General features: G+C 67.6%; 6 protein-coding genes and 1 pseudogene. 3 read left to right on the top strand and 4 right to left on the bottom strand.

Annotated elements, in window-relative coordinates; genetic code table 11:
* Positions 1–34: 34 nt before the first annotated feature.
* Entirely contained in the window at positions 35–694 is a 660-nt protein-coding gene (locus tag ISO4_RS16725; protein WP_142949433.1) for a cyclic nucleotide-binding domain-containing protein, read from the bottom strand.
* A gap of 171 nt (positions 695–865) precedes the next feature.
* On the opposite strand from ISO4_RS16725, the gene lexA reads away from it, so the two are divergent.
* From lexA to ISO4_RS16710, 3 genes are read left to right on the top strand one after another with little or no spacing between them, the layout of a single operon-like run.
* Entirely contained in the window at positions 866–1,480 is a 615-nt protein-coding gene (gene lexA / locus ISO4_RS16720) for a transcriptional repressor LexA (RefSeq protein WP_142949434.1), read from the top strand.
* A complete protein-coding gene (locus ISO4_RS16715) occupies positions 1,470–1,982 on the top strand; it encodes a DUF1499 domain-containing protein (RefSeq protein ID WP_228548226.1) in 513 nt (170 codons plus the stop codon). The genes lexA and ISO4_RS16715 overlap by 11 nt, the downstream gene beginning before the upstream one ends.
* A 5-nt stretch (positions 1,983–1,987) precedes the next feature.
* Positions 1,988–2,803 carry a TatD family hydrolase gene (locus tag ISO4_RS16710; protein WP_194856967.1) on the top strand — a complete coding sequence of 272 codons (816 nt, stop codon included), beginning with the start codon at positions 1,988–1,990 and terminating at the stop codon, positions 2,801–2,803.
* 63 nt (positions 2,804–2,866) lie between these two features.
* Here the strand turns inward: ISO4_RS16710 and ISO4_RS16705 are convergent, their stop codons facing one another.
* From ISO4_RS16705 to rlmKL, 3 genes and pseudogenes are all read right to left on the bottom strand, one after another.
* Positions 2,867–3,175, bottom strand: a complete 309-nt coding sequence (locus ISO4_RS16705; RefSeq protein ID WP_194856966.1) for a DUF6482 family protein — start codon at positions 3,173–3,175, stop codon at positions 2,867–2,869.
* A 2-nt stretch (positions 3,176–3,177) separates the two neighbouring features.
* On the bottom strand, positions 3,178–3,402 hold the full coding sequence (locus ISO4_RS16700) for a glutaredoxin family protein (RefSeq protein WP_194856965.1): 225 nt from the start codon (positions 3,400–3,402) through the stop codon (positions 3,178–3,180).
* A pseudogene (rlmKL, locus tag ISO4_RS16695) lies at positions 3,402–4,985 on the bottom strand (bifunctional 23S rRNA (guanine(2069)-N(7))-methyltransferase RlmK/23S rRNA (guanine(2445)-N(2))-methyltransferase RlmL); the annotation flags it as partial. The pseudogene rlmKL and the gene ISO4_RS16700, both read right to left, overlap by 1 nt.

Genomic DNA, 4,985 nt, shown 5'->3' with positions numbered 1-4,985 from the left:
TGTTAGGCACCATAGAATCTCCCACAGGGTGCCATTAGGTGAGTTGGGCGTTACCAGTGGCGCTGGGCGGCTTAGTGTTCCACCTGTAAAGCAGCCCGGCTAGCTCTCGGGCTTGCGTTTTGAGCGCGGCCAGCTCTTCGTCGCTGTCCCGGGGGCCGGTGAAGATCGGCACCTTGCGCAGCGCCGCCACCAGCTCCTGGTCCGGCGCCTGCATCCTCTGCACTTCCACCGCCCAGCGGATCTGATGCACCAGCATATGGAAGAACGCCAGCCGGGTGGCCAGCGTGTAGGGCGAGTCAGGGCGGTCGAAATCGGTGAATTCCAGCTTCGCCATCACCGCCTCGCGGGCGGCGTCCGCCACGCGGATGGTGGCGCTGCGGGCGGTGCCCAGCAGCATGGACAGCGTCCCGAACACCTCGCCCGGGGACACGTAATACAGCACCGCCGAGGGTGCGCCGTCGGCGCTCTCGCCCTGCACCACCAGCTGGCCGCGCAGCAGAAAGTACAGTGACGATTCCACTTCCCCGGCGCGGATCACCCGGTCGCCAGGGCCGGCCTCGATGATTTCCGTGCGCGCCAGAAGCAGCGCCCGCTGGTCCGCGTCGTCACGCGCCACCTCATTGAAAAACGGCACGCCGGAAAGCAGTGCCTCCACCCGCGCGTGATCCGATTCCTGCCATTGGGCGTGCTTCATGTCTCCCCTCTTCCCCGTGTATGGCGGCCTCATCCTAGCCCGAACGTTTCCCGGATTGCCACCGCCGAACAGGCCGCTGTTCACTCGTACGGTGCAAAAAACCACTGGACATATTACACTGTCCGTATTATCAGTGTACGTAACAGCGGAACCGTGCCCGAGGAGGCCGACATGAGCATCGCATTAACCGCACGCCAACAGCAGGTTCTCGATTGCATTCGTGCGTCCCAGATGGAGACCGGCATGGCCCCGACCCGGGCTGAAATCGCCGAACGCATGGGCTTTCAATCGAAGAACGCCGCGTCCGACCACCTGCGCGCCCTGGAGCGCAAGGGCTACATCCGCCTGCACGGCGACCGCTCGCGGGGCATCCAGCTTCTCGATCTGGCGCTGGAAATGGGCGATGAGGTGCCGGTGGTGGGCAAGGTCGCCGCCGGTACCCCGATCGAGGCGATCGAAAACGTGGAGCGCACCGTGCCGGTGCCCCAGGGGCTGTTTCGCCAGCGCCCCACCTATCTTCTCAAGGTCCAGGGCGATAGCATGATCGAAGCCGGCATTTTCGACGGTGACCTGATCGCGGTTCGCAAAAGCCAGACCGCCCGGTCCGGCGAGATCGTGGTGGCGCGCATTGACGATGAAGTCACGGTGAAAACCCTTAAACTGAACCGCTCCAGCGCCACGCTGCTGCCGGCCAACGACGCCTACGCGCCGATCCGCGTGGCCGCCGACGAGCTGATGATCGAGGGTATTTTCGTGGGTCTGATCCGTGATCCCAATGCGCATTGACACCGTTAACCGCCTTTTGGCAACCCTGTTGCTGGGCATCGCTCTGGCCGCCTGCCAGGGCAACGCCGGCGCCGGCGACGACGCCAGTAACGAGAGTAGTGAGAGACAGAACCGTATGTCGGACACCCGTTTGCTTGCCCCCTGCCCGTCCGCGCCGAATTGCGTGTCGAGCCTTGCCGAGGACGAACGTCACCGGGTGGCGCCGCTGCCCGGCGCCGGCAACCGCGCCGACAGCCTGGCGATGCTGGAAGAGGTGCTCGACACCCTGCCCCGGGTGGCCTACGAGCGGATCGGTCCGGCCCGCATTCAGGCCCGCTTCACCAGCCGGATTCTGCGGTTCGTTGATGATGTGACCCTGTACGTGCACGACGACGGTCTGATCGACGTGCGCTCCGCCTCGCGCATCGGTTACTGGGACCTGGGCGCCAACCGGCGCCGGGTGGAAGACCTGCGCGAGCGCCTCAACGCGCGCCTTGGACAACCCCAGCCCAGCCACGGATGAGCGGCATGCCGGAGCACGGCCCGCGCTGGGCGGACATCGGCGTCAATCTTGGCGACAAGCAGTTCGCCGAGGACAGTGAACAGGTGCTGGCCCGCGCCGCCGACAGCGGCGTGGCCCTGATGTTGCTCACCGGCACCAGTGTGCCGGAGTCGGAAGCCGCCGTGGCGCTGTGCCGGCAATGGGCCGACGCCGGCCCGGCCCTGTTCGCCACCGCCGGCATTCACCCGCACAACGCCCGCTTTTTCGACGCCGAGGCCGGCCGCGCGCTGGCCGGGCTGCTGGCGCACCCCGAGGTGGCGGCGGCCGGGGAGATGGGCCTGGACTTCAACCGCGACTTCTCGCCCCGGGACGACCAGGAAAGCGCCTTCGAGGCACAGCTGGCGCTGGCCGCCGAGGCCGGCAAGCCGGTGTTCCTGCATCAGCGCGACGCCCACCACCGTTTCCTGCCGATTCTGAAAGCCTGGCGGCACAAGCTGCCCGCCGCCGTGGTGCACTGCTTCACCGATCAGCGCGAGGCCCTGTTCGACTACCTGGATCTGGATTGCCACATCGGCATCACCGGTTGGGTGTGCGATGAGCGGCGCGGTGGCGCCCTGGCGGCGCTGGTGCCGGAGATTCCCGGCGACCGCCTGCTGCTGGAAACCGACGCGCCCTATCTGCTGCCCCGGGATCTGCCGGAGAAGCCACCGCGCAAGCGCCGCAATGAGCCCTGCTATCTGCCCTGGATCGGGCGGCGCGTCGCCGGTCTGCGCGGCGAGAGTGAAGCAGACTTGGCGGCGCGTACCTTCGCCAATACCCGTACTTTTCTCGGGCTCGTCTGAGTCACTCGATTTGTGCGAGCGGGCCCTGCCCGCGAAAGGGTGGCTTTCAGCCACCCGGCAGCTTCAGGCTTTTTCCGCGCGCCAGTTGAAGTCGACCTCCAGGGCGGGTTGCGGGCCGTCTTCGGGCTGGCCGGCCATTTCCGCGTAGGGCGAGTTGTGCACCAGTACCGCCTTGTCGGTGGTCATCTTGCCGAGCACGTTGTTGGCGTGCTCGGCGCCGTTAAAGCGCACGATCTGGCCTTTCTCGTCCACCACGTGGTAGCTCACGCCGTCGATCTCCACCTGCACGATGCAGATCGACAGCGTCACCGACCGCAGCAGCACCTTTTCCACGTGCCGTCCGTTGAGTTTCTTAACGGTAATCTTTTCCATCTTTACTCCGAAAGCAGCGCCTGAATGTCGAGCAACCCGAACGGCCAGGCGAGCTCGCGGTCGCCGTGGCGCAGCACCGGGATACGCTCGCCGTACTCCGCGATAAGGGTATCGTCCTCGGCGATATCCACCGCGTGAATATCGATTTGCTGGTTCACGGTGAGCAGCAGGTCGCGGGCCTGGTCGCACAGGTGGCAGCCCAGGGTGGTGTATAGCACGACAGTCATCAAAGGGTTCCGTGTCGGATCGCGTAGCAGTGGTGGATGGCGCTGTTGCGGCGGAAGTCCTCCGGCAGGCTCCAGGCGGTCAGATCCTCCACCTGATACCAGCGGGCGATGCTTTCCTCCAGTTCGAAGCGGCGGAAGTTGCAGGAAAAGTAGAGCACGCCGCCGGGCTCCAGGCGCTTCATGATGCGCCGGATCAGCTCGCCGTGGTGCTCCTGGACCACGAAGTCCTGGCGCGACTTGTTGTTGGAGAAGGTGGGCGGATCGCAGAACACCACGTCGAACTGCTCCTGGCAGTCCTCCAGCCAGGCCATGGCGTCGGCGCGCACCAGCGGGTGGGCCTCGCTGGAGAAGCCGTTCACCGCCAGGTTGCAGGCGGCCCAGTCCAGGTAGCGCCGCGAGGCGTCCACCGTCACCGCCCGGCGGGCGCCGCCCACCAGCGCCTGCACGCTGGCGGCGCCGGTGTAGGCGAACAGGTTGAGGAAGCGCTTGCCGGCGCACTCCTCGGCGAGCCGCAGCCGCAGCGGGCGGTGGTCCAGGAACAGGCCGGTGTCCAGATAGTCGTTCAGATTCACCAGCAGGCGCGCCTGACCCTCGCGGACCACCCGGTACTGGCCCTGGCCATCCAGTTTCTGATACTGGCGGTTGCCCTTCTGCCGCTCGCGGGTGCGCAGGTGCACCTGCTCGCGGTGCACGCCCAGGGCCGCGCGCACCGCGCTCACCGCCCACTGTCGGCGCTGTTTCGCCTTGTCCTCGTCGACGGTCTTGGGCGCCTTGAACTCCTGCACCAGCGCCTGATCGCCGTACACGTCCACCGCCACGTTGAATTCCGGCAGGTCCCGGTCGTAGAGGCGGTAAGCCTGAATGTCCTCGCGCTCCAGCCAGCGGCGCAGGTGCTTGCCGTTCTTGCGCAGGCGGTTGAACAGCGGCATGGCCGGTTCCGGCAGCTCGAAACCGGGCGCGTCGCCGACCCGCAGCGGCGGCTGCGGCGCCGGCGGGCGCGGCCGGCTGACGCGGATGAAATTGTTCAACGCGCCGTTGCGCACCTTCCACTGCTGGGTCATGTCCATGCCGGAGCGGTCCAGCGCGGCCACGTCCGCGCCCAGCATCACCGCGGTCCAGGCCGGCGCCTTCTCGCCGAGGATGCGGCCCAGGCCGGCGTACAGCCAGGCGGCGCTGGTCTGCTCGTCCAGCCGTTCGCCCCAGGGCGGGTTGGTGGCCAGCAGCCCCTGGTCGGCGAAGTCCCGGCCGCGCAGGGCGCCCAGCTCGCGCCGCTCGAAATGCACCCGCCGGCGCACCCCGGCGCGCTCGGCGTTGTGCAGCGCGTACTGAATGGTGTCCGGGTCGGCGTCGAAGCCCTTCAGCGACGGCAGGCCCTTGAGCCCGCCCTCCAGGCTGGCGGCGGCTTCGCGCAGGGCCTCTTCCCAGAGCGGCTTGCGGCAGCCGCGCCAGGCCTGAAGCCGTACTCGCGGCGCAGCGCGCCGGGCGCCACGCCGGCGGCCATCCAGGCCGCCTCGATCACCAGGGTGCCGCTGCCGCAGAACGGATCCAGCAACGCCGCCGGCCGCTCCTCGCGGTGCCAGCCG

This window comes from Alloalcanivorax venustensis ISO4, from assembly GCF_015356855.1.
GTDB lineage: Bacteria > Pseudomonadota > Gammaproteobacteria > Pseudomonadales > Alcanivoracaceae > Alloalcanivorax > Alloalcanivorax venustensis.
This window is presented reverse-complemented; position numbering and strand designations above follow the sequence as displayed.